Consider the following 23,682-nt stretch of genomic DNA (forward strand, 5'->3'; position numbering starts at 1 on the left):
CCGTGATCAGTTGTGGCTGTGCAGGATGTCGTTCAGGCCGCCCCAGACCGCGTTGTTCGGGCGGGCCTCGACCGTGCCGGTGACCGAGTTGCGGCGGAAGAGGATGTTCGAGGCGCCGTTCAGTTCGCGGGCCTTGACGATCTGGCCGTCGGGCATGGTGATGCGGGTGCCCGCGGTGATGTACAGGCCGGCCTCGACCACGCACTCGTCGCCGAGCGCGATGCCGACGCCCGCCTCGGCGCCGACCAGGCAGCGCTCACCGATGGAGATGATCACGTTGCCGCCGCCCGAGAGGGTGCCCATGGTGGAGGCGCCGCCGCCGATGTCCGAGCCGTCGCCGACCACGACACCCGCGGAGATCCGGCCCTCCACCATGGAGGTGCCGAGGGTGCCGGCGTTGAAGTTGACGAAGCCCTCGTGCATGACCGTGGTGCCCGCCGCGAGGTGCGCGCCGAGGCGGACCCGGTCGGCGTCGGCGATGCGCACGCCCTTCGGGGCCACGTAGTCCGTCATGCGCGGGAACTTGTCGATCGAGGTCACCTGGAGGTGCAGGCCCTCGGCGCGGGCGTTCAGGCGCACCCTCTCGATGTCGTCCACGGCGACCGGGCCGAGCGAGGTCCAGGCGACGTTGGCGAGGTGGCCGAAGATGCCGTCCAGGTTCTGGCCGTGCGGCTTGACCAGGCGGTGCGAGAGCAGGTGCAGGCGCAGGTAGACGTCGTGGGCGTCGAGCGGCTTCTCGTCCAGCGAGGCGATGACCGTGCGGACCGCGACCACCTCGACGCCCCGGCGGGCGTCCGGGCCGGTCGCCGCGGTCGCGCCGCCGCCCAGCAGCTGGGCCGCCTGCTCGGCGGTCAGCCGCTCGGTGCCGGCCGGACCCGGCTCCTCGACCAGCTCGGGGGCCGGGAACCAGGTGTCGAGGACGGTGCCGTCGGAGGCGATCGTGGCGAGGCCGGCGGCGACGGCGCCGGTGGTACGGGTTGCAGACTCGGTCATGGGAGAAAACCTAACGTGGGCGGGGTGGTGAGGGCGAACCGCGTCTCACGTGCCGGGCGCGGGTCTCGGGGGGATCAGCCGGGCCAGCGCGGCGCGCGCGTACTCCTCGTCGTAGGAGCCTTCCGTGAGCAGCACCTGGAGGCAGATGCCGTCCATCAGCGCGAGCAGGGCGCGCGCCGTGACCGGGTCGGTGCGGCGAGCCAGCAGCGCGGCCCCCCGCTCGGTCCACTCGGCGGCGACGGGACGCAGTGCGGGGCGGCGCAGCGCGGCCAGGTACAGCTCGTACTCCAGTTCCACGCCGGTGCGTCCGCCCGTCAGCCACTGCCCGAGCGCCCGGGCGAGGTCCGCGGCGAGGTCGCCGTCGCCGCCCTCCGGCAACAGCGCGGCCAGCATCCGGCCGAACCCCTCGTTCGCCTGCCGCAGCGCGGCCACCAGCAGTTCGTCGAGGGTGGCGAAGTGGTACGTCGTGGAGCCGAGCGGTACGTCCGCCTCGGCGGCGACCGTACGGTGGCTCAGCCCGGCGATGCCGTCCCGGCCGGCCACCCGGATCGCCGCGTCGATGATCCGCTGCCGGCGCCCGGGGTCGTGGCGGCGCGGCATCAGTGGGCCGCCCCGCCGAGGTTCAGCACGACCACTCCCCCGATGATCAGCACGATCCCGGCGACCTTGGCCGGGCTCAGCCCCTCGCCGAACAGCAGCAGACCGAGGACGGCGATGGTCGCGGTGCCCACGCCGGACCAGATCGCGTACGCCGTGCCGATCTGGACGGTCTTCAGCGTCCGCGCGAGCAGCGCGAACGAGACGACGTACCCCACAGCGGTCACGAGCGAGGGCCAGAGCCGGCTGAATCCCTCGCTGTACTTCATGGCCGTCGTGGCGGCGACCTCGGCGGCGATGGCGCCGGAGAGCAGCAGATACCCCATGTGTACGAGCGTACACAGCGACTGCGTACGGCCGTACACAACGAGGTGGTCCCACTTCGCCGGAAACCGCTCGCGGCCGGCCCCGCCTCCACTACTGTGCGGGCCCGTGCTCGACAACACCCCCCGCATCCGAAGACTCGGGCCGGCCGCGGCACTGGCGCTGGCGGCAGCCGTCGCCTGCGTGGCCGTGGCCGTGACCGTCCTGGACGACCGTCCCGGCGAGACGAGGGCCGCCGCGCCGCCGACGCCGCCCGACAACGGTCCCGGCCTGCTCTCCTTCGCCTCCCCGTCCGCCTCCCCGTCCGGCTCGCCGGCGCACACGCCCGCTCCCGCGCGCGACCGCACGGCCCCGTCGCCCTCGTCCCCCGCCCCCGAGTCCCCCGCCCGCCCGAAGCGCACGCCCGCGAAGTCGCCCACGCCCACGGCCGGTTCGTCCCGCCCGGCGGAGCACGGGACGTCCGTCCGCTCCCTCAACTACCCCGACCGCTACTGGCACGAGAGCGGCGGCCTGGTGAAGCTGGACCCCGTCACCTCGGCCGCGGACCGGCGCGCCGCCACCTTCACCCGGGTCAAGGGCCTTGCCGACGCCCGCTGTTACTCCTTCACCACGGCCGACGGGGGCTACCTGCGCCACCGCGACTTCCTGCTGCGCGCCGAACCCGAAGACGGCTCGCCCCTGTTCGCCAGGGACGCCACGTTCTGCCCCCGCCCCTCCGCCGTCACCGGCGCCGTCGTACTGGAGTCGGTCAACTACCCCGGCCGCTTCCTGCGCCACCGGGACTTCCAGCTCCGCCTGGATCCGTACCAGAACACGGACCTCTACCGGTCCGACTCGGCGTTCTCGCTGGTGGGCGGGCTCGCCTGAGCACGCGGCAGGGGCCGTGGCCCATGGCCACGGCCCCTGTCACAGGTCGTGTGTCAGACGTTGAACCCGAGCGCCCGGAGCTGCTCGCGGCCGTCGTCCGTGATCTTGTCGGGACCCCACGGCGGCATCCAGACCCAGTTGATGCGGAGTTCGTTGACGAGGCCGTCCGTGGCGGACTTGGCCTGGTCCTCGATGACGTCCGTCAGCGGGCAGGCCGCCGAGGTCAGGGTCATGTCGACCGTGGCGATGTTGGAGTCGTCGATGTGGATGCCGTAGATCAGGCCGAGGTTGACGACGTCGATGCCCAGCTCGGGGTCGACCACGTCCATCAGGGCCTCGCGGAGTTCTTCCTCCGAGACCGGCTTCATCTCTGCGGTGTCGGTCATGCCGTCTTCCTTTCGGCGTCGGCGCCACCCAGCGCCTGGGCCGTCGCGTCCTTCCACGCCATCCAGCTCAGGAGGGCGCACTTGACCCGCGCGGGGTACTTGGAGACACCGGCAAACGCGACCGCGTCCTCCAGGACCTCCTCCATCGCGTCGTCGGGCTCGATCTTGCCCTTGGACTGCATCAGCTCCAGGAAGGTCTCCTGGATCTTCCGCGCCTCGGCCAGGTCCTTGCCGACGAGGAGCTCGTTGAGCACGGAGGCGCTCGCCTGACTGATCGAGCAGCCCTGGCCCTCGTACGAGACGTCCTCGATCGTCGTGCCGTCGTACTTCACGCGCAGGGTGATCTCGTCGCCGCAGGTCGGGTTCACATGGTGCACCTCGGCGTCGCCATCCCTCAGACCACGCCCGTGCGGGTTCTTGTAGTGGTCCAGGATGACGTCCTGGTACATCGAGTCCAACTTCACGAAGACGCCTCTCAGCCGAAGAAGTTCCGTACGTGCTCCAGGCCGTCGACCAGAGCGTCGATCTCGGCCGGCGAGGAGTACAGATAGAACGACGCTCGCGTGGTCGCAGGAATTCCGTAGCGCAGGCAGACCGGGCGGGCGCAGTGGTGGCCGACCCGGACCGCGATGCCCTGCTCGTCCAGGACCTGGCCCACGTCGTGCGGGTGGATGTCCCCGAGCGTGAAGGAGATCGCCGCCCCGCGGTCCTCGGCCGTCGTCGGGCCGATGATCCTCAGGTCGGGAACCTCCGCCAGGCGCCGCACCGCGTACTCCGTCAGCGCGTGCTCATGGGCGAGGATCTTGTCCATGCCGATCGACTGGAGGTAGTCGATCGCCGCGCCGAGACCGACCGCCTGGGCGATCGGGGGCGTGCCCGCCTCGAACTTGTGCGGAGCGGGGGCGTAGGTCGAGGAGTGCATCGAGACCGTCTCGATCATCTCGCCGCCGCCCAGGAACGGAGGCAGGTCCTCCAGCAGCTCCTGGCGGCCCCACAGGACGCCGATGCCGGTCGGGCCGCACATCTTGTGGCCGGTGAAGGCCACGAAGTCGGCCTGGAGGGCCTGCACGTCCAGCGGCATGTGCGGGGCGGCCTGGGAGGCGTCGATGCAGACGAGCGCGCCGACCTCCTGGGCGCGGCGGATTATCGTCTCGACCGGGTTGACCGTGCCGAGGATGTTGGAGACCAGCACGAAGGAGACGATCTTCGTCTTCTCGGTGATGATCTCGTCGATGTTCGACAGGTCGAGACGGCCGTCGTCCGTGAGGCCGAACCACTTCAGCTTCGCGCCCGTGCGCTGCGCGAGCAGCTGCCACGGCACGATGTTGGAGTGATGCTCCATCTCGGTGATGACGATCTCGGTCTCGTGGTCCACCCGGTAGGGCTCGTCGGCCCAGCCCAGCATGTTCGCCACGAGGTTGAGCGACTCGGAGGCGTTCTTGGTGAAGATCACCTCGTCGCGGCTCGGCGCGTTGACGAACGCGGCGACCTTGTCGCGCGCGCCCTCGTACAGCGCCGTGGCCTCCTCGGCGAGCACATGCACACCGCGGTGGACGTTGGCGTTGTAGCGCTCGTAGTACTCGCTCAGGGCGTCCAGTACCTGGCGCGGCTTCTGCGAGGTCGCCGCGTTGTCCAGGTACACGAGCTTCTTGCCGTCGTGGACGACTCGGTCCAGGACGGGGAAGTCCTTGCGGATCGCCTCGGTGTCGAGGAGGCCCGGCAGCTGTGTCACGCGGATGCGCCACCCTTCACGTATGCCTCGTAGCCCTCGTTCTCCAGCTTGTCCGCGAGCTCCGGGCCGCCGGACTCGACGATGCGGCCGCCGGCGAACACGTGGACGTGGTCGGGCTTGATGTAGCGCAGGATGCGCGTGTAGTGCGTGATCAGCAGGGTGCCGACCTCGCCGGACTCGCGGACGCGGTTGACGCCCTCGGAGACGATGCGCAGCGCGTCGACGTCCAGGCCGGAGTCGGTCTCGTCCAGGATCGCGACCTTCGGCTTGAGCAGCTCCAGCTGGAGGATCTCGTGGCGCTTCTTCTCACCGCCGGAGAAGCCCTCGTTGACGTTGCGCTCGGCGAAGGACGGGTCCATGTTGAGGCGCTCCATGGCCTCCTTGACCTCCTTCACCCAGGTGCGCAGCTTGGGGGCCTCGCCGCGGATGGCGGTGGCGGAGGTGCGCAGGAAGTTGGAGACCGAGACGCCGGGGACCTCGACCGGGTACTGCATCGCCAGGAACAGGCCGGCACGGGCGCGCTCGTCGACGGACATCTCCAGGACGTCCTCGCCGTCCAGGGTGACGGTGCCGCCGGTGATCGTGTACTTCGGGTGCCCCGCGAGGGAGTAGGCGAGGGTCGACTTGCCGGAGCCGTTGGGGCCCATGATGGCGTGCGTCTCGCCCTGCTTCACGGTGAGGTCGACGCCCTTGAGGATCTCCTTCGTGGCGTTGTCGGCCTCGACGGTGACGTGCAGGTCTCGGATTTCAAGCGTTGCCATGGGTGCCTCAGGACTCCTGGGTGAGGGAGACGAGAACGTCGTCCCCTTCGATCTTTACGGGGTATACGGGGACGGGGCGCGTCGCGGGGAGGCCGGACGGCTTGCCGGTGCGCAGGTCGAAGGCGGAGCCGTGCAGCCAGCACTCGATCTGGCAGTCCTCCACCTCGCCCTCGGAGAGGGAGACGTTCGCGTGGGAGCAGATGTCGTGGATCGCGAACACCTCGCCCTCGGTCTTCACGACCGAGATGGGCGTGCCGTCGAGTTCCACCCGCTTCGGGGTGTCCTCCTCCAGCTCGCTGAGCCCACAGGCGCGTACGAACGACGTCATGCGACCGAAGCCTCCAGCTCTTCCTCGATCTTGGCGAGCAGGCGCTCCTCGATGTCGGCGACACCGATCTGCTGGACCAGTTCGGCGAAGAAGCCGCGGACCACCAGGCGGCGGGCCTCGTGCTCCGGGATGCCGCGGGCCATCAGGTAGAAGAGCTGCTCGTCGTCGAAGCGGCCGGTGGCGGAGGCGTGTCCGGCGCCGACGATCTCGCCGGTCTCGATCTCCAGGTTCGGCACCGAGTCGACGCGCGAGCCGTCCGTGAGGACCAGGTTGCGGTTCATCTCGTAGGTGTCCGTGCCCTCGGCCTTGGCCTCGATGAGCACGTCACCGATCCAGACCGCGTGCGCGTCGTCGCCCTGGAGGGCGCCCTTGTAGACGACGTTCGACTTGCAGTGCGGGGTGTTGTGGGTGACCAGCAGGCGGTGCTCCTGGTGCTGCCCGGCGTCGGTGAAGTACAGGCCGAACAGCTCGGCCTCGCCGCCGGGGCCGGCGTACTCCACGCGCGGGTGCAGGCGGACCACGTCACCGCCGAAGGTCACGACCACGGACTTGAAGGAGGCGTCCCGGCCGACCAGCGCGTTGTGCTGGGCGACGTGGACGGCCTTGTCGTCCCAGTCCTGGACGGAGACGACGGTCAGCTTGGCACCGTCCCCGAGGACGTAGTCGACGTTCGCGGCGAGCACGGCGTCACCGGTGTGGTCGATGACCACGACGGCCTCGGCGAAGGCGCCCAGTTCGATCACCTGGTGGCCGAAGGCGGTGCCGCCCCGGCCGTGCACGGCGACGCGGATCGGCTCGGTGAGGACGGTCTCCTTGGGGACGGTCACGACCGAGGCCTTCTCGAAGGCGGAGTACGCCTGGGCGGCGACACGGTCCACCGGGGTGCCCGCCTTGCCGAGGCGCGCGTCGTCGCGGCCCACGGTCTCGACGGTGACGCCCTCGGGGGCCTGGACGTCGACCTTCACACCGTCACCGTTCGCGACGGCGGTGCCGTCGTGCAGGCCGCGCAGCCGCTCCAGCGGCGTGAACCGCCACTCCTCCTCGCGGCCGTGCGGGACCGGGAAGTCCGCGACGTCGAAGGACGGGGGCGCGCTCATGCGCGAGACGACGGTCGACTCCGCGGCGACCGCGATCGAGCCGGCGGTGGTCGACCCCAACGGTGGGGGTCCCCCCGCGCGAGCGGTGCCGAGCGTGGGGGAGTTCTGGGCCTCAGCCATGGCTGTCGTGATGCTCTCTTTCTTACGGGTGGGCGTGACGGGGGTGCGGGGCGGTGATCAACCGACCGCGCCCTCCATCTGCAGCTCGATCAGCCGGTTGAGCTCCAGCGCGTACTCCATGGGCAGTTCCTTGGCGATCGGCTCGACGAAGCCGCGCACGATCATCGCCATGGCCTCGTCCTCGGAGAGACCGCGGCTCATCAGGTAGAAGAGCTGGTCCTCGGAGACCTTGGAGACGGTGGCCTCGTGACCCATGGACACGTCGTCCTCGCGGACGTCGACGTAGGGGTACGTGTCCGACCGGGAGATGGTGTCGACCAGCAGCGCGTCGCACAGCACGTTCGACTTCGACCCGGCGGCACCCTCGCCGATCTCGATGAGACCGCGGTAGGACGTACGGCCGCCACCGCGCGCGACCGACTTGGAGACGATGTTGGACGAGGTGTTCGGCGCCATGTGGACCATCTTGGCGCCCGCGTCCTGGTGCTGGCCCTCGCCCGCGAAGGCGATGGACAGGGTCTCGCCCTTGGCGTGCTCGCCCATCAGGTAGACGGCCGGGTACTTCATCGTCACCTTGGAGCCGATGTTGCCGTCGATCCACTCCATGGTCGCGCCCTCGTAGGCCACGGCGCGCTTGGTGACCAGGTTGTAGACGTTGTTCGACCAGTTCTGGATGGTCGTGTAGCGGCAGCGGGCGTTCTTCTTGACGATGATCTCGACGACCGCGGAGTGCAGCGAGTCCGACTTGTAGATCGGGGCGGTGCAGCCCTCGACGTAGTGGACGTAGGCACCCTCGTCGACGATGATCAGGGTCCGCTCGAACTGGCCCATGTTCTCCGTGTTGATGCGGAAGTAGGCCTGGAGCGGGATCTCGACGTGCACGCCCTTGGGGACGTAGATGAAGGAGCCGCCGGACCACACGGCGGTGTTCAGCGCGGCGAACTTGTTGTCACCGGCGGGGATGACGGTGCCGAAGTACTCCTTGAAGAGCTCCGGGTGCTCCTTCAGCGCGGTGTCCGTGTCGAGGAAGATGACGCCCTGCTCCTCCAGGTCCTCGCGGATCTGGTGGTAGACGACCTCGGACTCGTACTGGGCGGCGACACCGGCGACGAGGCGCTGCTTCTCGGCCTCCGGGATGCCCAGCTTGTCGTAGGTGTTCTTGATGTCCTCGGGCAGGTCCTCCCAGGACTCCGCCTGCTTCTCCGTGGAGCGCACGAAGTACTTGATGTTGTCGAAGTCGATGCCCGAGAGGTCGGAGCCCCAGTTCGGCATCGGCTTCTTCTCGAAGAGCTTCAGGCCCTTCAGGCGCAGCTTCGTCATCCACTCCGGCTCGGACTTCTTGCCCGAGATGTCGCGGACGACGTCCTCGTTGAGGCCGCGCCTGGCGGAGGCACCGGCCACGTCGGAGTCGGCCCAGCCGTATTCGTACTTGCCCAGGCCCTCCAGCTCAGGGTGGGCAGTCTCCGTGGGGAGAGTCATGCGGGGTTCCTCCCGGCCGTGCTTGCAGGTGCGTCAGTGGAAATCTTGGGGATGAACGTCGTGCAGACGCCGTCGCCGTGCGCGATGGTCGCCAGTCGTTGGACGTGGGTGCCCAGCAGCTCGGCGAAGATCTCCGTCTCCGCCTCGCACAGCTGCGGGAACTGTTCCGCGACGTGGGCGACCGGGCAGTGGTGCTGGCAGAGCTGCTCGCCGACCGGTGCGCTGCGCGCCGTAGCAGCGTACCCGTCGGCGCTCAGGGCCTTGGCCAGCGCTTCGGCGCGTTTGTCCGGTGTCACGGCCTCGATCGCCTCGCGGTACGCGCCCGCCTGGGCGGCGATCCGGGCGCGGGCGAAGGCGGCGACCGCCTCGGGGCCGCCCCCCTGCTCGGCGATCCAGCGCAGCGCGTCCGCGGCGAGCTTGTCGTACGACTGGTCGAAGGCGTCCCGGCCGCAGTCGGTGAGCGCGAAGACCTTCGCGGGGCGGCCGCGCGTGCGCGTGCCGTACACCCGCTGCTCGCGGGCCTCCACGACGTCGTCGGCGACCAGCGCGTCGAGGTGACGCCGGACGGCCGCCTGGGTCAGCCCCAGCCGGCCGGCGAGTTCGGCGACGGTCGACGGCCCGTGGTCCAGGATGGAGCGCGCGACCCGGTTGCGCGTCGAGCGCTCACCGGTCGCTAGCTCCTCCTGAGGGGCCCCTGTGGGGGTCTCCCGAGCCTCGCCGACGTTTTTCACAACGCCATTGTTGCGTAATTCCGAGGAGCCTGACAAGCGCCGTCCGGATCACCGGCGGTGCCCTGCGTCACTTAGGCATACCTAACGTGACCTGCGTAAACGATCACCCGGTCGATCGTCCGCGGCGTCGCCCGGGGTAATCCGGTGGCGTCCCGCGCGCCCGTCCGGAAGACTCCCGGACCATGCCCACACCCCCTCCGACCGGCCCTCTCGTCACCCGGGACGGCATCGCCGCACAGCTGGGACAGCTCGGCGCCGAGGCCGGTGAGACCCTTCTGGTGCACTCCTCGCTCAGCTCCCTCGGCTGGGTCAACGGAGGCGCGGTCGCGGTGGTCCAAGGGCTTCTGGACGCGCTCGGCCCGTCGGGCACGCTCGTCGTCCCCACCCAGACCGGCGGCCACTCCGATCCGGCCGTCTGGGCGAACCCTCCCGTGCCCGAGGAGTGGTGGGACCGCATCCGCGCCACCATGCCGCCGTACGACCCGCTGATCACCCCCTCCCTCAGGGTCGGTGTCGTCCCGGAGACCGTGCGCACCTGGCCGGGCGCCCTGCGCAGCGCGCACCCGCAGACCTCCTTCGCCGCGCTCGGCCCCCGCGCGCGGGAGATCACCGACGGCCACGCCCCCGACTGCCGGCTCGGCGAGCACAGCCCGCTGGCCCGGCTGGAGAGGCTGGGCGCCCGGGTCCTGCTGCTCGGCGCGGGCTACGACTCCTGCACCGCCTTCCACCTCGCCGAGTACCGGATACCCGCGCCCCGCGTGCGGGTCGGCCGGCCCGCTCCCGGCGGCGGCTGGGAGACGGTGACCGAGGTCTCGATCAGCTCCGACCGGTTCGACGAGCTGGGGCACGACTTCGAACGGGACCGGCCGGTCGTCCGGGGCACGGTGGGCGCGGCCGACGTCCGGCTGTTCCCGGTGGCGGACGCCGTCGCCTACGCCCAGCGGTGGCTGCCCCTGCACCGGCCCCGTGAGGAGGACTTCCACCACCCCCTCGCCTGAGGGCCGGACGGCGTACCTAGACTCTGGACCCATGCGAAGTGAGCCGGTGGTCCAGGTCCAGGCCTTGGTGAAGCGGTACGGCACGAAGACCGCGGTGGACGGCCTCGACCTGGTGGCCCGGCCGGGCGTGACCGCCGTACTCGGGCCCAACGGGGCCGGGAAGACGACCACGGTCGAGACCTGCGAGGGGTACCGGAAGCCGGATTCCGGCACGGTGCGCGTCCTGGGCCTCGACCCGGTACGGCAGTCCGCCGAGCTGCGCCCCCGCATCGGCGTGATGCTCCAGTCCGGGGGCGTGTACTCCGGTGCCCGGGCGGAGGAGATGCTGCGCCACATGGCGAAGCTGCACGCCCACCCGCTGGACGTCGACGCCCTCGTCGAACGCCTCGGGCTCGGCTCCTGCGGCCGGACAAGCTACCGCCGCCTCTCCGGCGGCCAGCAGCAGCGGCTCGCGCTCGCGATGGCCGTCGTGGGCCGCCCGGAACTGGTGTTCCTGGACGAGCCGACCGCCGGGCTCGACCCGCAAGCCCGCCGGGCCACCTGGGACCTGGTCAGGGACCTGCGCGCCGACGGCGTCTCGGTGATCCTCACCACGCACCACATGGACGAGGCCGAGCAGCTCGCCGACGACGTCGCGATCATCGACGGCGGCCGGGTCATCGCCCAGGGCTCCCCGGAGGAGCTGTGCAGGGGCGGCGCCGAGAACACCCTGCGCTTCACCGGCCGGCCCGGCCTCGACGTCGGCTCCCTGCTCAAGGCGCTGCCGGCCGACTGCACGGCCGCCGAGCTGACCCCGGGCTCCTACCGGATCGTCGGCAAGGTCGATCCCCAGCTGCTGGCCACGGTGACGTCCTGGTGCGCCCAGCACGGGGTGATGCCCGACCGGATCTCGGTGGAGCGGCACACGCTGGAGGACGTCTTCCTGGAGCTGACCGGCAAGGAGCTGCGCTCGTGACCACGGCGGGTACGTACACCCCGAAGCCCGGAGCCGCCCCGCTCCCCCGCATGATCGCGGCGCAGGCGGCGCTGGAGACGAGGATGCTGCTGCGCAACGGCGAGCAGCTGCTGCTGACGGTCGTCATCCCGACCCTGCTGCTGGTGCTCTTCAGCTCGGTCGACATCGTGGACACCGGCAAGGGCGAGGCCGTCGACTTCCTCGCCCCCGGCGTCCTGGCCCTGGCCGTGATGTCGACGGCGTTCACCGGCCAGGCCATCGCCACCGGTTTCGAGCGCCGCTACGGCGTCCTGAAGCGGCTCGCCTCCTCGCCGCTGCCCCGCTGGGCCCTGATGGCCGCGAAGACGGCGTCGGTGCTGGTCACCGAGGTCCTCCAGGTCGTCCTGCTGACCGTCATCGCCTTCGCGCTGGGCTGGTCCCCGCACGGCGACCCGGCCGCCGTCCTGCTGCTGCTCGTCGTCGGCACCGCCGCCTTCTCCGGGCTCGGCCTGCTGATGGCGGGCACGCTGAAGGCGGAGGCGACGCTGGCCGCCGCCAACCTGGTCTTCCTGCTGCTGCTCGTCGGCGGCGGGGTCATCGTGCCGCTGGAGAAGTTCGGCACGACGGGTGAACAGGTCCTCGGCCTGCTGCCGATCTCCGCCCTGTCGGACGGTCTGCGGGACGTGCTCCAGCACGGTGCCGGCATGCCCTGGGGCGACCTGGGGATTCTCGCCGTCTGGGCGGTGGTAGGCCTCGCCGCGGCGGGGAAGTTCTTCCGCTGGGAGTGACCGATGCCGCACGCCCCCGGGGCGGACCCTCGTGAACGCGTGCACAAGCGGCGGCCTACCATGGTGCGCGTGCCAAAGCTGAACCGCGCCGACGCCGAAGCCGCCCTGCGCAACCCGCTCGCCTTCATCGCCGACCGCTGGACCCCGGACCCCCGGACCGTCCGGCGGGCGGCGCTCGCCGCGCTCGTGATGTCGGTGGTCATCGTCGTGACCGGCGGCGCCGTCCGCCTGACCGGCTCGGGCCTCGGCTGCCCGACCTGGCCCACCTGCACCGACGACTCCCTGACCACCACCCGGGCCATGGGCTTCCACGGGGTCGTCGAGTTCGGCAACCGCATGCTGACGTACGTGCTGTGCGCGGCCGTCGGCTGGGCGATCGTCGCCGCCCGGGCCCACAAGCCGTGGCGGCGCGACCTGACCCGGCTGGGCTGGGCCCAGTTCTGGGTGGTCATGGGCAACGCCGTCCTCGGCGGCATCGTCGTCCTGGTCGGCCTCAACCCGTACACCGTCGCCGCCCACTTCCTGCTCTCCACCGCCCTGATCGCCATCGCCACGGTGATGTGGCAGCGCGCGCGGGAGGGCGAGGCGGCGCCGCGTCCGCTGGTCGGCAAGGCGGTGCAGCAGCTGGTGTGGTTCCTGGTGCTCGCGTCGGTGCTGCTCATCGCGGCCGGCACGGTGGTGACCGGGGCCGGGCCGCACGCCGGCGACTCCAGCGAGGTCGACCGCATCCCGATCGACTGGGAGACGGTCGCCAAGCTGCACGCGGTGCTCGCGTGGATCGTGGTGACGCTGACGTTCGCCCTGTGGTTCGTGCTGAAGGCGGTCGACGCGCCGCAGGGCCCCCTGGCCCGGACCCGCGAGCTGTTCGTCGTGCTGCTGGCCCAGGGCGTGATCGGCTACGTGCAGTACTTCACGCACCTGCCGGAGGTCCTGGTCGCCCTGCACATGCTCGGCTCGTGCCTGATCTGGATCGCCGTCCTGCGGGTCCTGCTGTCGCTGCGCGAGCGCCCGGAAGCCGCCCCGGACCTGCCGGGCCCGGCGGCCGAGGTGCCGGTCGGCACCCGCGCCTGAGTCACCCGTACGTGGCGACGAGGGCGTCGATCGCCGGCCCCAGGTAGGCGCGGGTCAGCCCGGCCCGGCGGCTGGACCAGCCGGCGGCGGCCGTGGCGGGGGTGCCGTAGCGGCGGCGGGTGACGTCCTCGACGACCTCCGCCGGAGCACCGAGCGCCACAAGCTCCGCCAGCGCCTCCCGCTTGGAGATCAGCCGGCCCTCGCGCAGGGTCACGGTGGCCCGGGCGAAGGTCAGCAGGCCCAGGTCGACCCAGATGTCCTGCCGCCACAGCCGGGCCTTGTCCACCGCCGGCCGCCAGTAGTCGCGCTGGTCGCGTACGACGAAGTGGGCCAGTTCCCGGTCCGGTACCGGCGGGAGCAGCGCCGCCGGGGCCTCGCCGTGCAGCACGCGTCCGAAGGTGTGCAGCTCGCGCCGGGTGACGGGGGTGACCGGCCGGCGCGTCACCCGTTCGTGGGCCCAGGTGAGGTGGGGCCGGTCCGTGTCGTGCAGGGTGGCCGGCGTGAGGTAGCTGCAGTGGAGTTTCGCCGCGAGGGGTTCCCCGCGCTGCCCGCGGTGCAGCGCCACGAGCCGTCGTACGGTCCCCAGGGTCGGCGGGCCCGGCAGGACGGCGATCAGGTCGAGGTCGCTGCGGCCCTCCTGGTAGTCGCCGCCGGCCAGTGAGCCGTGCGCCCAGACGGCGCGGGGGCGCAGGGGTCGCAGGGCGTGCAGGAACCCGTCGAGCAGGGACGCGGTCGTCATCCGCCCAGTCTGGACGGCTCACCCCAGCCCGTACACCCGTCGCGCGTTGTCCGCCGCGATCATCCGCGCCACCCGCTGGGCGTCCTCCAGGGACCAGGCGCCGTCGGCGACCCAGTGGCCCAGGACGCGGCTCAGCGCCTCCCGGAAGAGCCGGGCGCCGACGACGTGCAGTTCCGGCAGGCCCCGCGCACCGGTGGAGAAGAGGATCTTGCCGAAGGGGGCCAGTTCCAGGATCTCGGCGAGGACCGTGGCCGCCCGGGCGCCGGTGCGGACCAGCGCGGCGCCGGAGTCGGCGTAGACGTGCGGGAAGACACCGGCCAGGTGGGCGGCGTGGCGGTGGTACGGATAGCCGTGCAGCAGGATCAGGTCGGTGCCGAGGCCGGCGGTGGCCCGGACGAAGTCGGTGAGCAGCACCGGGTCCGTGCGGTCGATGCGGGAGCCGGGCTCGCCGAGGCCCGCGTGCAGTTGCAGGGGCAGACCCGAGGCGACGGCGATCCACAGCAGGTGGCGGAGCAGGACGGGGTCGCTGAGCGCGCCGCCGACGCTCCGGCCGGCCAGCCAGCGGCCCGCCGCGCCGCGCACCTCCCCCGGTTCCGGCGGCTCGGGTGCGAGGGCCAGGCCGTGTCTGAGGCCCGCGACGGAGGTGAAGGCGACGGCGGTGGCCGCGGCTCCGTGCACCGACTCGGCGAGGTTGGCGAGGAAGGAGTCGACGGTGCCGGAGGTGTCGGCGACCTGCTCCGCGAGGGGTTCGAGCCGGATGACCTCGCGGGCCTGGGCCGCCGCCGCCGAGGCCAGTTCGGCGGGGCCGGTGAGGTCGCCGGGCAGCCCGGTGTCGACCAGGTACGTCGTGATGCCGCTGCCGCGCAGCAGCCTGCGGCCCGACTCCAGGACGCCCAGTTCGCGGCGCCGGGCCAGGTAGCGGGCGGGCGGGCAGTGCGGTTCGAGGCCGAGCAGGGGCGGGCACCAGCGCCGTACGGCGAAGCCGGTCTGGGTGTCGAAGAGCGTGGTGCCCGGGGCGGGGGGTCCCTCGGTGCGGGCCAGCTGGGCCTCGAAGGTGCCGAGGCCCAGTTCCGTCCGCAGCACGCCGTGGCAGTACTGGTCCACCAGGGACGGCGTTTCGATCATTCCGGCTCCCCGTGGGACGTGGGCGCTGTGCTGCCTTACACGTCCTAACGGGTGGCCGGGGGTTCAGGTGGCGGCGGGCGGCCCGGGAGGAACCCGGCACCGCGTCGGCGCGCGGCCGGGCGCCGCTCCCGGGGCCGGGGTCCTCCGTGTGGATCAGGCCCCGGAGCCCGGCACGATCCGGCCTGTCCGAACGGAGGACCTAGCCGCCGATCTGGATGCCGGCCATCCGCTTCCACTCGTACGGCCCCGTCGTCACCTTCGCGGCGAACTCGCCGTCGAAGGACTCGTGGACCGTGATGCCCGCCTTCTCGACGGCCTTCTCGGCGATCTCGTACGTGGGAGCCACCAGGTCGCCCCAGCCGCCGTCCGCGCCGACGAGGACGATCCGGGCGCCGCGTTCGCCGATGTGGGCCACCTGGCCCTCGGCGCCACCGTGGGCCTTGGAGAAGGCGCCGATCTCCCGGGCGAGCCTCGCCACCTTGCGCTCGGCCCGTGCGTCAACCTGCTGCGTGTCTGCCATGCCCAGGATGCTACCGACGGGTAGATCGGCTGGCGAGATCAGGGCGCTGTGACGTGCGCCCGGGCGTGTTCAGCGCAGGAACGGGTCCACCGCGACCGCGACGAACAGCAGCGACACATAGGTGATCGACCAGTGGAACAGCCGCATTTCCTTGAGCTTGCCACCGGTGACCTCGGCCTTGGCCCGGTTCTGCAGCGCGTGCGCCTCCCACAGCCACCATCCGCCGGCGGCCAGCGCGACGGCCGTGTAGAACCAGCCGGTGTAGCCGAGGGGGGTGAGGAGCAGGGAGACGGCGACCATGACCCAGCTGTAGAGGACGATCTGCCGGGCCACGACCTTGTTGGAGGCGATGACCGGCAGCATCGGCACGCCCACGCGGGCGTAGTCGTCCTTCACCTTCATGGACAGCGGCCAGTAGTGCGGCGGGGTCCAGAAGAAGATCACCAGGAACAGGACGACCGGGGCCCAGGAGAGCGAGTTCGTCACAGCCGACCAGCCGATCAGCACGGGCATGCAGCCCGCGATGCCGCCCCACACGATGTTCTGCGACGTACGCCGTTTGAGGAGCATCGTGTAGACGACGACGTAGAAGAGGAGCGCCCCGAGCGAGAGCCAGGCGCTCAGCCAGTTGACGGTGAAACCGAACAGCAGTGTCGACACGACCGCGAGGGTGATGCCGAAGACCAGGCACTCGGCCGGGCTGACCATGCCCGTCACGAGGGGCCGCTGCGAGGTGCGGTCCATCAGGGCGTCGATGTCCCGGTCGATGTACATGTTCAGCGCGTTGGCACCGCCCGCCGACAGATAACCGCCGACGCAGGTGAGCAGGACCAGCCTGAGGTCGGGCACGCCCTGCTGCGCCAGGAACATCACCGGAACGGTGGTGATGAGCAGCAGCTCGATGATCCGCGGCTTGGTCAGCGCCACGAAAGCCTTGACACGGGCCCCGAACGGCCGATGAGCCGGGCCCTGGCTCGCACCATCGAGCAAAGCCGCTGGACGGGATTCGACGGCCGTCACGCACACCCCTGACAGAGACATCCCAGCAAGCCCCCCGTATGAAGTCCCGGTAAAGGCTCGCGCGTACCACGCCACTTTAGACGTTGCCCATACCCCGCCCTTCGCGGGGGTGGGGTCGTGTTGACGCACGCCCCATAAGAGGGGTCCCGGCACTCGATTGAGCGCTCAGATGACCGGCTCCGTATTCATGTGCCAAATGCCGTTCCCGGCCAGTCGGGAGGCGGATCGCGCGGACTCCCGGCAGTCTGGAAACACTCGAAAAAACGCACGTCCTTACGGGGGTAGGCTCGACAACGGCCGGCGGGCGGCAAGTCCGTCGGCGGCCGGGTGGGCGCATGCCCCGACGACCGGCGACCGACATGTGGAGAGGAGCCCTGACCCAGGGTGAGCACCAAGCCGACCACCACAGACCTTGAGTGGACCGAGCTGGACCAGCGGGCCGTGGACACCGCCCGTGTCCTGGCCGCAGACGCCGTACAGAAGGTCGGCAACGGCCATCCCGGTACGGCGATGAGCCTGGCCCCGGCCGCCTACACCCTCTTCCAGAAGGTGATGCGGCACGACCCGGCGGATCCGGAGTGGGTCGGCCGCGACCGCTTCGTGCTGTCCGCCGGGCACTCGTCCCTGACCCTCTACACCCAGCTCTACCTGGCCGGCTTCGGCCTGGAGCTGGACGATCTGAAGTCGTTCCGGACCTGGGGCTCCAAGACCCCCGGTCACCCGGAGTACGGGCACACCAAGGGCGTCGAGACCACCACGGGCCCGCTGGGCCAGGGTGTCGCCAACGCGGTGGGCATGGCGATGGCCGCCCGCTACGAGCGCGGTCTGTTCGACCCTGAGGCCCCGGTCGGCGAGTCCCCCTTCGACCACTTCGTCTTCTGCATCGCCGGTGACGGCTGCCTCCAGGAGGGCATCTCCGCCGAGGCGTCCTCGCTCGCCGGCCACCAGAAGCTCGGCAACCTGATCCTGCTGTGGGACGACAACCACATCTCGATCGAGGGCGACACCGAGACGGCCGTCTCCGAGGACACCGTCAAGCGGTACGAGGCCTACGGCTGGCACGTGCAGCGCGTGGAGGCCCAGGAGAACGGCGACCTGGACCCGCAGGCGATCTTCGCCGCGATCCAGGAGGCGAAGCGGGTCACCGACCGGCCGTCCTTCATCGCGATGCGCTCCATCATCGCCTGGCCGGCCCCGAACGCCCAGAACACCGAGGCCGCGCACGGCTCGGCGCTGGGCGAGGACGAGGTCGCGGCCACCAAGCGCGTCCTCGGCTTCGACCCGGAGAAGTCGTTCGAGGTCGCCGACGAGGTCATCGCCCACACCCGCAAGGCGCTGGAGCGCGGTGCCCAGGCGAAGTCCGAGTGGGACAAGTCCCTCCAGCAGTGGCGGGAGGCCAACCCGGAGCGGGCCGCCGAGTTCGACCGGATCAGCAAGGGCGAGCTGCCCACCGGCTGGGAGGAGAAGCTCCCGGTCTTCGAGCCCGGCAAGGGCGTCGCGACGCGTGCCGCGTCCGGCAAGGTGCTGCAGGCGCTCGGCGCGGTGATCCCCGAGCTGTGGGGCGGCTCCGCCGACCTCGCCGGGTCGAACAACACCACCATCGACAAGGACAGCTCGTTCCTGCCCGAGGGCAACCCGCTGCCCGAGGCCAGCCCGTACGGCCGCACGATCCACTTCGGCATCCGCGAGCACTCGATGGGCGCGGAGCTGAACGGCATCACGCTGCACGGCAACACCCGCGTCTACGGCGGCACCTTCCTCGTCTTCTCCGACTACATGCGCAACGCGGTGCGCCTGTCGGCCCTGATGCACCTGCCGGTGACGTTCGTGTGGACGCACGACTCCATCGGCCTCGGCGAGGACGGCCCCACCCACCAGCCGGTCGAGCACCTGGCCTCGCTGCGCGCGATCCCGGGTCTGAACATCGTGCGGCCGGCGGACGCCAACGAGACGGCCATCGCCTGGCGCGAGATCCTGCGGCGCTGGACCAAGGAGTTCGGCAAGGGCCAGCCGCACGGCCTGGCGCTCACCCGCCAGGGCGTGCCGGTGTACGAGCCGAACGAGGACGCGGCCAAGGGCGGCTACGTGCTGTTCGAGGCCGAAGGGCCCGACGGGCAGAGCGCCGAGGCGCAGGTGATCCTGATCGCCACCGGTTCCGAGGTGCACGTGGCCGTGGAGGCCCGCGAGCGGCTCCAGGGCGAGGGCGTGCCCACGCGTGTCGTCTCGATGCCGTGCGTCGAGTGGTTCGAGCAGCAGGACCAGGGGTACCGGGACTCCGTGCTGCCGCCGTCCGTCAAGGCCCGGGTGTCCGTCGAGGCGGGCATCGGCCTGACCTGGCACAAGTACGTGGGGGATGCCGGCCGCATCGTCTCGCTGGAGCACTTCGGTGCTTCCGCCGACGGCAAGCTGCTCTTCAAGGAGTTCGGCTTCACCGCGGAGAACGTGGCCGCGAAGGCGCGGGAATCCCTCGCCGACGCTCAGCGCTGACGCTCATATACGACACGTAGGAGATGTAATTCCATGACAGACGCACTCAAGCGCCTCTCCGACGAAGGCGTCGCGATCTGGCTGGACGACCTGTCGCGCAAGCGGATCACCTCCGGCAACCTCGCCGAGCTGATCGACCAGCAGCACGTCGTGGGCGTCACCACCAACCCGACGATCTTCCAGAAGGCGATCTCCCAGGGCGACGGCTACGACCAGCAGCTGTCGGACCTCGCCGCCCGCAAGGTCACCGTCGAAGAGGCCATCCGCATGATCACGACGGCGGACGTCCGCGACGCCGCCGACATCCTGCGGCCGGTCTTCGACGCGACGAACGGCCAGGACGGCCGGGTCTCCATCGAGGTCGACCCGCGCCTCGCGCACAACACCAAGGCGACCGTCGCCGAGGCCAAGCAGCTGGCCTGGCTGGTGGACCGCCCCAACACCCTGATCAAGATCCCGGCCACCGAGGCGGGTCTGCCGGCGATCGCCGAGACGATCGGCCTCGGCATCAGCGTCAACGTCACGCTGATCTTCTCGCTGGAGCGCTACCGCAAGGTCATGGACGCCTACCTGACCGGCCTGGAGAAGGCCAAGGAGCGCGGTCTAGACCTGTCGGAGATCCACTCGGTGGCGTCCTTCTTCGTGTCCCGCGTGGACACCGAGATCGACAAGCGGCTGGACGGCATCGGCACCGACGAGGCCAAGGCGCTGCGCGGCAAGGCCGCCGTCGCCAACGCGCGCCTCGCCTACCAGGCCTACGAGGAGGTCTTCTCCTCGGACCGGTGGAGCGCGCTGGAGAACGCGGGCGCCAACAAGCAGCGTCCGCTGTGGGCGTCGACCGGTGTGAAGGACCCGGCGTACCCGGACACCCTGTACGTCACCGAGCTGGTCGCCCCGAACACGGTCAACACCATGCCGGAGGCCACGCTGGAGGCCACCGAGGACCACGGTGAGATCACCGGCGACACCGTCACCGGCACCTACGAGCAGGCGCGCGCCGACCTCGACGCGCTGGAGAAGCTCGGCATCTCGTACGACGACGTCGTGCAGGTGCTGGAGGACGAGGGCGTCGAGAAGTTCGAGGCGTCCTGGACCGACCTGCTGAAGTCCACCCAGGCGGAGCTTGAGCGCCTCGCCCCCTCGGAGGGCTGACTTGTCACCCGTTTCCGGTTCCGGAGCGAACCCGCTTCGTGACCCGGCCGACCGACGGCTCCCGCGTATCGCGGGGCCGTCGGGCCTGGTCATCTTCGGCGTCACCGGCGACCTGTCGCGCAAGAAGCTGATGCCCGCGGTGTACGACCTCGCCAACCGGGGTCTGCTGCCGCCGGGCTTCTCGCTGGTGGGCTTCGCCCGCCGCGACTGGGAGCACGAGGACTTCGCCGAGGTCGTCCACGACGCGGTCAAGGAGCACTCGCGTACTCCGTTCCGCGAGGAGGTCTGGCAGCAGCTCATCCAGGGGATGCGCTTCGTCCAGGGCACCTTCGACGACGACGAGGCATTCGAGCGGCTGCGCGCCACCATCGAGGAGCTGGACAAGGCACAGGGCACGGGCGGCAACTTCGCCTTCTACCTGTCCGTGCCGCCGCGCTCCTTCCCGGTGGTCATCCAGCAGCTGAAGAAGCACGGTCTGGCCGACCAGACCGGCGGTTCCTGGCGGCGAGCGGTCATCGAGAAGCCGTTCGGGCACGACCTGGCGTCGGCCGAGGAGCTGAACAAGGTCGTGCACGAGGTCTTCGAGCCGGACCAGGTGTTCCGGATCGACCACTACCTCGGCAAGGAGACCGTCCAGAACATCCTGGCGCTGCGCTTCGCCAACCAGATGTTCGAGCCGATCTGGAACCGGTCCTTCGTGGACCACGTGCAGATCACGATGGCCGAGGACATCGGCATCGGCGGCCGGGCCGGCTACTACGACGGCATCGGCGCCGCCCGCGACGTCATCCAGAACCACCTGCTCCAGCTCATGGCCCTCACGGCCATGGAGGAGCCCGCCTCCTTCGGCGCGGACGCGCTGGCCGCGGAGAAGGAGAAGGTGCTCGGCGCCGTCCGGCTGCCGAAGGACCTGGGCGCCGACACCGTGCGCGGTCAGTACGCGGCGGGCTGGCAGGGCGGTGAGAAGGTCATCGGCTACCTCGAAGAGGAGGGCATCGACCCGAAGTCGAAGACCGACACCTACGCGGCGGTCAAGCTGGAGATCGACAACCGCCGCTGGGCGGGTGTCCCCTTCTACCTGCGCACCGGCAAGCGCCTGGGCCGCCGGGTGACCGAGATCGCGGTCGTCTTCCAGCGGGCCCCGCACTCGCCGTTCGACACGACGGCGACCGAGGAGCTGGGCCAGAACGCGATCGTCATCCGCGTCCAGCCCGACGAGGGCGTCACCGTCCGCTTCGGCTCCAAGGTGCCGGGCACCTCGATGGAGATCCGGGACGTCTCGATGGACTTCGCCTACGGCGAGTCGTTCACGGAGTCCAGCCCGGAGGCGTACGAGCGGCTGATCCTGGACGTGCTGCTGGGCGACGCCAACCTCTTCCCGCGCACGGAGGAGGTGGAGCTGTCCTGGAAGATCCTCGACCCGATCGAGGAGTACTGGGACACGCACGGCAGGCCCGCGCAGTACAAGTCGGGCACCTGGGGTCCCGTGGAGGCGGACGAGATGCTCGCACGAGACGGACGGAGCTGGCGCCGGCCATGAAGATAGACCTGACCGACACCACCGCCGGCGCCATCAACAAGGCGCTCGTGCGGGGCCGCCGTGCCATCGGCACGCCCGCCGTCGGCATGGTGCTGACCCTCGTCATCGTCACCGACGAGGAGAACGCCTACGACGCCCTGAAGGCCGCCAACGACGCCTCGCGCGAGCACCCCTCGCGCACGCTGGTGGTCATCAGGCGGGTCTCCCGCTCCCCGCGCGACCGTACGTCCTCGCGGCTGGACGCCGAGGTGCGGGTGGGCGCGGAGGCGGGCACCGGCGAGACGGTCGTCCTGCGTCTGTACGGCGAGGCCGCCGACCACGCCGACTCGGTGGTCCTGCCGCTGTTGCTGCCGGACGCGCCCGTCGTCGTGTGGTGGCCGGTGAACGCCCCGCTCGACCCGGCGAAGGACCCGCTGGGCGCGCTCGCCCAGCGCCGGGTCACCGACACCTACGCGGCCGAGCAGCCGGTGCGGGAGCTGGCGGCCCGCGCCGAGGCCTACACGCCGGGCGACACCGACCTGTCCTGGACGAGGATCACCCCGTGGCGTTCCATGCTCGCGGCGGCGCTCGACCAGGTCACCTGCGAGGTGAAGGCCGTCGAGGTGGAGGGCGAGGAGTTCAACCCGAGCTGTGAGCTGCTGGCGATGTGGCTCGCGGACCGGCTGGACGTGCCGGTGAAGCGCTCCCTGTCCTCCGGCCCGGGGCTCACGGCCGTCCGCATGGACACCGACTGCGGGCCGATCGTGCTGGACCGGGCCGACGGCTCGCTGGCCACGCTGTCCATCGAGGGCCAGCCGGCCCGCGCGGTGGCGCTGAAGCGGCGGGACACCGCCGAGCTGATCGCGGAGGAGCTGCGCCGGCTGGACCCGGACGACACCTACGCGTCGGCGCTGCGCTACGGCGTGGAGCGGCTGGACACGGTGCCGCGGCAGGCGTCCGGGGCGCCGGCCGGGGACGCGGGCGCCGAGTCCGCGGCCGAGCCGGTCGCCGTACCGGAACCGGTCGAGGAAGCGGCCAAGGCCCCCGCGAAGAAGGCGGCGGCCAAGACCGCGAAGAAGGCACCGGCCAAGAAGGCACCGGCGAGGAAGGCGACGGCGAAGTGAGCACTCCGCAGCTGGTCGTCCACCACGACAAGGAACTGATGGCGCAGGCCGCCGCGGCGCGCCTGATCACGAAGATCGTGGACGCGCAGACCTCCCGGGGTACCGCGTCCGTGGTCCTCACGGGCGGCCGCAACGGCAACGGCCTGCTGGCCGCGCTGGCGGCGGCCCCCGCCCGGGACGCCATCGACTGGGGCCGCCTCGACCTGTGGTGGGGCGACGAGCGCTACCTCCCCGAGGGCGACCCCGAGCGCAATGTCACGCAGGCCCGTGAGGCGCTGCTGGACTCGGTGCCGGTGGACCCGGAGCGCGTGCACGCCATGCCCGCCTCCGACGGCCCGCACGGCGCGGACGTGGAGGCGGCGGCCGAGGCGTACGCGGCGGAGCTGGCGAAGGCGGCCGGTCCGGAGAACCACGGCGCGGTGCCCACCTTCGACGTCCTCATGCTGGGCGTCGGCCCGGACACCCACGTGGCCTCGCTCTTCCCCGAGCTGCCCGCGGTCCGGGAGACCGAGCGCACGGTGGTCGGCGTGCACGGCGCCCCCAAGCCGCCGCCCACCCGGATCTCCCTCACCCTGCCGGCGATCCGCGCGGCCCGCGAGGTCTGGCTCCTCGCGGCCGGCGAGGACAAGGCGGAGGCCGTGGCCATCGCCCTGTCCGGCGCGGGCGAGATCCAGGCCCCGGCGGCGGGTGCGTACGGCCGTGCGCGCACGCTCTGGCTGCTGGACTCGGCGGCGGCCGCGCAGCTGCCGAGGTCGCTGTACCCGCCGGCGTCACCGTGAGCGGGTGAAGG

At 71.1% G+C, this 23,682-nt stretch carries 25 protein-coding genes; 10 read left to right on the forward strand and 15 right to left on the reverse strand.

All coding sequences use genetic code 11. The features are described from left to right. Window positions 1-6: 6 nt before the first annotated feature. From dapD to LG395_RS09890, 3 genes are read right to left on the reverse strand one after another with little or no spacing between them, the layout of a single operon-like run. A complete protein-coding gene (gene dapD, locus LG395_RS09880) occupies window positions 7-993 on the reverse strand; it encodes a 2,3,4,5-tetrahydropyridine-2,6-dicarboxylate N-succinyltransferase (RefSeq protein WP_225809120.1) in 987 nt (328 codons plus the stop codon). 45 nt (window positions 994-1,038) lie between these two features. Next, on the reverse strand, window positions 1,039-1,593 hold the full coding sequence (locus LG395_RS09885) for a TetR/AcrR family transcriptional regulator (protein ID WP_171157457.1): 555 nt from the start codon (window positions 1,591-1,593) through the stop codon (window positions 1,039-1,041). After that, window positions 1,593-1,916 carry a DMT family transporter gene (locus LG395_RS09890; protein WP_225809121.1) on the reverse strand — a complete coding sequence of 108 codons (324 nt, stop codon included), beginning with the start codon at window positions 1,914-1,916 and terminating at the stop codon, window positions 1,593-1,595. The genes LG395_RS09885 and LG395_RS09890 overlap by 1 nt, the downstream gene beginning before the upstream one ends. A 106-nt stretch (window positions 1,917-2,022) precedes the next feature. Between LG395_RS09890 and LG395_RS09895 the strand changes: the two genes are divergently transcribed. After that, entirely contained in the window at window positions 2,023-2,781 is a 759-nt protein-coding gene (locus LG395_RS09895; RefSeq protein WP_225809122.1) for an AbfB domain-containing protein, read from the forward strand. A 53-nt stretch (window positions 2,782-2,834) separates the two neighbouring features. Here the strand turns inward: LG395_RS09895 and LG395_RS09900 are convergent, their stop codons facing one another. The 8 genes from LG395_RS09900 to LG395_RS09935 are packed head-to-tail and all read right to left on the reverse strand — an operon-like array spanning window position 2,835 to window position 9,415. Next, window positions 2,835-3,167 (reverse strand): metal-sulfur cluster assembly factor, encoded by a 333-nt coding sequence (locus LG395_RS09900; protein WP_171157451.1) that lies wholly within the window; start codon window positions 3,165-3,167, stop codon window positions 2,835-2,837. Further along, the gene (sufU, locus tag LG395_RS09905) at window positions 3,164-3,631 is read right to left on the reverse strand and encodes a Fe-S cluster assembly sulfur transfer protein SufU (RefSeq protein WP_171157449.1); all 468 of its coding nucleotides are present in this window, start codon (window positions 3,629-3,631) and stop codon (window positions 3,164-3,166) included. Before sufU ends, LG395_RS09900 begins: the two co-directional genes overlap by 4 nt. An 11-nt stretch (window positions 3,632-3,642) precedes the next feature. Further along, window positions 3,643-4,899 carry a cysteine desulfurase gene (locus LG395_RS09910; RefSeq protein WP_171157446.1) on the reverse strand — a complete coding sequence of 419 codons (1,257 nt, stop codon included), beginning with the start codon at window positions 4,897-4,899 and terminating at the stop codon, window positions 3,643-3,645. Beyond that, window positions 4,896-5,660 carry a Fe-S cluster assembly ATPase SufC gene (gene sufC, locus LG395_RS09915; RefSeq protein ID WP_014671977.1) on the reverse strand — a complete coding sequence of 255 codons (765 nt, stop codon included), beginning with the start codon at window positions 5,658-5,660 and terminating at the stop codon, window positions 4,896-4,898. The genes LG395_RS09910 and sufC overlap by 4 nt, the downstream gene beginning before the upstream one ends. Before the next feature lie 7 nt (window positions 5,661-5,667). Continuing rightward, window positions 5,668-5,988, reverse strand: coding sequence for a non-heme iron oxygenase ferredoxin subunit (locus tag LG395_RS09920; RefSeq protein WP_171157444.1), 321 nt, complete (start codon window positions 5,986-5,988; stop codon window positions 5,668-5,670). Beyond that, the gene (gene sufD / locus LG395_RS09925; RefSeq protein WP_225809123.1) at window positions 5,985-7,205 is read right to left on the reverse strand and encodes a Fe-S cluster assembly protein SufD; all 1,221 of its coding nucleotides are present in this window, start codon (window positions 7,203-7,205) and stop codon (window positions 5,985-5,987) included. Before sufD ends, LG395_RS09920 begins: the two co-directional genes overlap by 4 nt. A 57-nt stretch (window positions 7,206-7,262) precedes the next feature. After that, window positions 7,263-8,684 (reverse strand): Fe-S cluster assembly protein SufB, encoded by a 1,422-nt coding sequence (gene sufB, locus LG395_RS09930; protein WP_014671980.1) that lies wholly within the window; start codon window positions 8,682-8,684, stop codon window positions 7,263-7,265. Next, window positions 8,681-9,415, reverse strand: a complete 735-nt coding sequence (locus LG395_RS09935; protein ID WP_225809124.1) for a helix-turn-helix transcriptional regulator — start codon at window positions 9,413-9,415, stop codon at window positions 8,681-8,683. The genes sufB and LG395_RS09935 overlap by 4 nt, the downstream gene beginning before the upstream one ends. 182 nt (window positions 9,416-9,597) lie before the next feature. Between LG395_RS09935 and LG395_RS09940 the strand changes: the two genes are divergently transcribed. From LG395_RS09940 to LG395_RS09955, 4 genes are read left to right on the forward strand one after another with little or no spacing between them, the layout of a single operon-like run. Continuing rightward, window positions 9,598-10,413 carry an AAC(3) family N-acetyltransferase gene (locus LG395_RS09940; protein WP_225809125.1) on the forward strand — a complete coding sequence of 272 codons (816 nt, stop codon included), beginning with the start codon at window positions 9,598-9,600 and terminating at the stop codon, window positions 10,411-10,413. Between the two features lie 31 nt (window positions 10,414-10,444). After that, entirely contained in the window at window positions 10,445-11,368 is a 924-nt protein-coding gene (locus LG395_RS09945; protein ID WP_225809126.1) for an ABC transporter ATP-binding protein, read from the forward strand. A gap of 50 nt (window positions 11,369-11,418) precedes the next feature. Further along, a complete protein-coding gene (locus LG395_RS09950) occupies window positions 11,419-12,135 on the forward strand; it encodes an ABC transporter permease (RefSeq protein ID WP_225809262.1) in 717 nt (238 codons plus the stop codon). A 60-nt stretch (window positions 12,136-12,195) separates the two neighbouring features. Next, window positions 12,196-13,206: a COX15/CtaA family protein gene (locus LG395_RS09955; RefSeq protein ID WP_171157432.1), complete on the forward strand. Its 1,011-nt coding sequence runs from the start codon at window positions 12,196-12,198 to the stop codon at window positions 13,204-13,206. Between the two features lies 1 nt (window position 13,207). On the opposite strand, the gene LG395_RS09960 is transcribed toward LG395_RS09955, so the two are convergent. The 4 genes from LG395_RS09960 to LG395_RS09975 all read right to left on the reverse strand — a co-directional run bounded on the left by LG395_RS09960 (window position 13,208) and on the right by LG395_RS09975 (window position 16,616). Further along, window positions 13,208-13,945, reverse strand: coding sequence for a nucleotidyltransferase domain-containing protein (locus tag LG395_RS09960; protein ID WP_225809127.1), 738 nt, complete (start codon window positions 13,943-13,945; stop codon window positions 13,208-13,210). Window positions 13,946-13,963: 18 nt separating this feature from the next. Then, window positions 13,964-15,070: an amidohydrolase family protein gene (locus tag LG395_RS09965; protein ID WP_225809128.1), complete on the reverse strand. Its 1,107-nt coding sequence runs from the start codon at window positions 15,068-15,070 to the stop codon at window positions 13,964-13,966. A 199-nt stretch (window positions 15,071-15,269) separates the two neighbouring features. Beyond that, window positions 15,270-15,590 carry a hypothetical protein gene (locus tag LG395_RS09970; RefSeq protein WP_225809129.1) on the reverse strand — a complete coding sequence of 107 codons (321 nt, stop codon included), beginning with the start codon at window positions 15,588-15,590 and terminating at the stop codon, window positions 15,270-15,272. A 69-nt stretch (window positions 15,591-15,659) separates the two neighbouring features. Next, window positions 15,660-16,616 (reverse strand): heme o synthase, encoded by a 957-nt coding sequence (locus tag LG395_RS09975; RefSeq protein ID WP_171160106.1) that lies wholly within the window; start codon window positions 16,614-16,616, stop codon window positions 15,660-15,662. A 378-nt stretch (window positions 16,617-16,994) separates the two neighbouring features. Here LG395_RS09975 and tkt point away from each other — a divergent pair, with 378 nt between their 5' ends. Genes tkt through pgl form a run of 5 tightly spaced genes read left to right on the forward strand, consistent with a single transcriptional unit; the run spans window position 16,995 to window position 23,671 of the window. Beyond that, window positions 16,995-19,097, forward strand: coding sequence for a transketolase (tkt, locus tag LG395_RS09980; protein WP_171157428.1), 2,103 nt, complete (start codon window positions 16,995-16,997; stop codon window positions 19,095-19,097). A gap of 33 nt (window positions 19,098-19,130) precedes the next feature. Then, the gene (gene tal / locus LG395_RS09985; protein ID WP_171157426.1) at window positions 19,131-20,249 is read left to right on the forward strand and encodes a transaldolase; all 1,119 of its coding nucleotides are present in this window, start codon (window positions 19,131-19,133) and stop codon (window positions 20,247-20,249) included. A gap of 1 nt (window position 20,250) precedes the next feature. After that, the gene (zwf, locus tag LG395_RS09990) at window positions 20,251-21,789 is read left to right on the forward strand and encodes a glucose-6-phosphate dehydrogenase (RefSeq protein WP_171157425.1); all 1,539 of its coding nucleotides are present in this window, start codon (window positions 20,251-20,253) and stop codon (window positions 21,787-21,789) included. Next, the gene (gene opcA / locus LG395_RS09995; RefSeq protein WP_225809130.1) at window positions 21,786-22,892 is read left to right on the forward strand and encodes a glucose-6-phosphate dehydrogenase assembly protein OpcA; all 1,107 of its coding nucleotides are present in this window, start codon (window positions 21,786-21,788) and stop codon (window positions 22,890-22,892) included. The genes zwf and opcA overlap by 4 nt, the downstream gene beginning before the upstream one ends. Then, window positions 22,889-23,671 (forward strand): 6-phosphogluconolactonase, encoded by a 783-nt coding sequence (pgl, locus tag LG395_RS10000; protein ID WP_171157421.1) that lies wholly within the window; start codon window positions 22,889-22,891, stop codon window positions 23,669-23,671. The genes opcA and pgl overlap by 4 nt, the downstream gene beginning before the upstream one ends. The last annotated feature ends 11 nt before the right edge of the window (window positions 23,672-23,682 follow it).

Origin of the sequence: Streptomyces spinosus (genome assembly GCF_020400655.1) — a bacterium.
Taxonomy (GTDB): Bacteria; Actinomycetota; Actinomycetes; order Streptomycetales; family Streptomycetaceae; genus Streptomyces; species Streptomyces argyrophylli.

Excerpts from the sequence above, each read along its gene's own strand:
- dapD (WP_225809120.1), bottom strand. The coding sequence starts at position 993 with ATGACCGAGTCTGCAACCCGTACCACCGGCGCCGTCGCCGCCGGCCTC.
- LG395_RS09885 (WP_171157457.1), bottom strand. The coding sequence starts at position 1,593 with ATGCCGCGCCGCCACGACCCCGGGCGCCGGCAGCGGATCATCGACGCG.
- LG395_RS09890 (WP_225809121.1), bottom strand. The coding sequence starts at position 1,916 with ATGGGGTATCTGCTGCTCTCCGGCGCCATCGCCGCCGAGGTCGCCGCC.
- LG395_RS09900 (WP_171157451.1), bottom strand. The coding sequence starts at position 3,167 with ATGACCGACACCGCAGAGATGAAGCCGGTCTCGGAGGAAGAACTCCGC.
- sufC (WP_014671977.1), bottom strand. The coding sequence starts at position 5,660 with ATGGCAACGCTTGAAATCCGAGACCTGCACGTCACCGTCGAGGCCGAC.
- LG395_RS09920 (WP_171157444.1), bottom strand. The coding sequence starts at position 5,988 with ATGACGTCGTTCGTACGCGCCTGTGGGCTCAGCGAGCTGGAGGAGGAC.
- sufD (WP_225809123.1), bottom strand. The coding sequence starts at position 7,205 with ATGGCTGAGGCCCAGAACTCCCCCACGCTCGGCACCGCTCGCGCGGGG.
- sufB (WP_014671980.1), bottom strand. The coding sequence starts at position 8,684 with ATGACTCTCCCCACGGAGACTGCCCACCCTGAGCTGGAGGGCCTGGGC.
- LG395_RS09940 (WP_225809125.1), top strand. The coding sequence starts at position 9,598 with ATGCCCACACCCCCTCCGACCGGCCCTCTCGTCACCCGGGACGGCATC.
- LG395_RS09945 (WP_225809126.1), top strand. The coding sequence starts at position 10,445 with ATGCGAAGTGAGCCGGTGGTCCAGGTCCAGGCCTTGGTGAAGCGGTAC.
- LG395_RS09950 (WP_225809262.1), top strand. The coding sequence starts at position 11,419 with ATGATCGCGGCGCAGGCGGCGCTGGAGACGAGGATGCTGCTGCGCAAC.
- LG395_RS09955 (WP_171157432.1), top strand. The coding sequence starts at position 12,196 with ATGGTGCGCGTGCCAAAGCTGAACCGCGCCGACGCCGAAGCCGCCCTG.
- LG395_RS09960 (WP_225809127.1), bottom strand. The coding sequence starts at position 13,945 with ATGACGACCGCGTCCCTGCTCGACGGGTTCCTGCACGCCCTGCGACCC.
- LG395_RS09965 (WP_225809128.1), bottom strand. The coding sequence starts at position 15,070 with ATGATCGAAACGCCGTCCCTGGTGGACCAGTACTGCCACGGCGTGCTG.
- LG395_RS09970 (WP_225809129.1), bottom strand. The coding sequence starts at position 15,590 with ATGGCAGACACGCAGCAGGTTGACGCACGGGCCGAGCGCAAGGTGGCG.
- tal (WP_171157426.1), top strand. The coding sequence starts at position 19,131 with ATGACAGACGCACTCAAGCGCCTCTCCGACGAAGGCGTCGCGATCTGG.
- opcA (WP_225809130.1), top strand. The coding sequence starts at position 21,786 with ATGAAGATAGACCTGACCGACACCACCGCCGGCGCCATCAACAAGGCG.